The following is a 1648-nucleotide window of genomic DNA, read 5'->3' on the forward strand; positions in this document are numbered from 1 at the left end:
CAATCACCGGATAGGCTTTATCCAGCGTGGAACTGTCGCGGTAGAAGGCGATCAGGTCATAACGATCGTCCACATTCACCGCCAGCAATTCGTCCATTGTGCGGTTGAGAATGATGGTGGCATCCATCCAGATTCCGCCATAGCGATGCAGCAACTCCAGCCGGATCACATCACTTTTATGGGAAGGACGCATATCCTGATGCACGAAGTGCAGATCGGGCAGATAGTGCTGGATGTTCAGGTTATTAATGACCGTTACCAGATAACCGGAATTTTCACGCACGATCTTGTCGACAAAAATCTGCACTTCTCGCGGCAGCGTTTCGCTTTCCCAATACATCCAAATCTGACGCGGAATGGCCGCAGGTGCGGTCTGGCGCGCAACCAAATTAATATCCTGCTCTGCGGCGGGATTGTAATCGGGCAGCGTTTGGCGTTTGGTCAGCTTTTTTTCCGCCAGTAAACCTAATGAGACCAGATGGGTTTTAAATTTATTCTTTTTCATCGTTTCTCCAGCAGCATAGCCGCCAGTTAACTACTTATTGCTGTTAAAAAGGCATACATCAGCCCTGCACGTAATGCTGCAGAAAGCCGATAAAAGCCCGGAAAATTGGCTCAAAACTATCAAACAGCCCTCATCGCGACAATTTAATAAACCCCGAAAACCTCACTTTAAGAGAATACGCAGGGATTACGCGGGACTGCGCTGGCTTTGTGAAACGTTACGCAAAGCCGAACAACTTAGGTGAACGGTTAAAAATAATACTGGATATATAAACAGTGCTGCGTATACTTATTCAACAGCTACAAGGCTGAGTAAGTCTGCAAGAGGTAATAATGATGATGATCTCAACGGAAAGTCTGTCTGCTTTGAATGCATCGATGATGATGAGCAGCCGCGAAATTGCCCATGTCACGGGCATCACGCATGGCGAAGTGAAGCGCCTGGTTAAAAGCCTGGAAACCGCACAGCGTCTTTCCCAACCTTTGACGGTGAATCTGTATGAGCATCAGGGTGAAGTGCGTCAGGAGTTTCATCTCAACAAACGCGATTCATTACTTGCCGTTGCCCGGCTTTCGCCTGGCTTCACTGCGGAATTACTCGATCTTTGGCAGCAGCGCGAACAATTTACCCATTTGCCTGATTTCACTAATCCGGCGGAAGCGGCCCGCGCCTGGGCGGAACAGTTTGAGCAGCGCCGGGCGGCTGAGCAGCAACTCGCGTTGTCTGCACCCAAGGCTGAATTTTTTGATCGCTTTGTTGAGATCGAAGATTCACTCGGCTTTCGTCAGCTGTGCAAGATGTTGAAGGTCAAGGAAACCGAGTTTCGTGAGTTCCTGTTAGAACGCAATATCATGTATCGCGAAAAAGGCACGCTGGCACCGCAGCAGCATCATTTGCAAGCGGGTTATTTCACCTTGCGCTCTGGGCGTGGCGAGAATCAGCATGCTTTCTCACAAGCGCGTTTCACCGCCAAAGGCGTGAAATGGGTGGCCAGTTTATGGGCGGGACATCTGTCGGCTCAGCCGAAAGGTGTGGCTGCATAAAGTGTGCGCAGGTGTCGTAGCGGCGTAATTTATTGCGCGATAAATCGCGCCGCCAGGGAATGTGCGATCATTGAATGCTTAGCGTTATATTTACCTGTTG

2 protein-coding genes are annotated in these 1648 nt (G+C 49.7%); one reads left to right on the plus strand and one right to left on the minus strand.

What is annotated here, in order from left to right:
* Positions 1–505, minus strand: a 505-nt coding sequence (locus tag RTY00_RS22605; RefSeq protein ID WP_312666388.1) for a capsular polysaccharide synthesis protein, incomplete at its 3' end; no start/stop codon positions are given.
* Positions 506–840: 335 nt separating this feature from the next.
* Between RTY00_RS22605 and RTY00_RS22610 the strand changes: the two genes are divergently transcribed.
* Complete coding sequence (locus RTY00_RS22610; RefSeq protein ID WP_312666394.1) at positions 841–1548, plus strand: phage antirepressor KilAC domain-containing protein; 708 nt, start codon at positions 841–843, stop codon at positions 1546–1548.
* Positions 1549–1648 lie beyond the last annotated feature (100 nt).

The sequence above is a fragment of the Pantoea sp. CTOTU49201 genome, from assembly GCF_032054795.1.
Lineage (GTDB): Bacteria > Pseudomonadota > Gammaproteobacteria > Enterobacterales > Enterobacteriaceae > Pantoea > Pantoea symbiotica.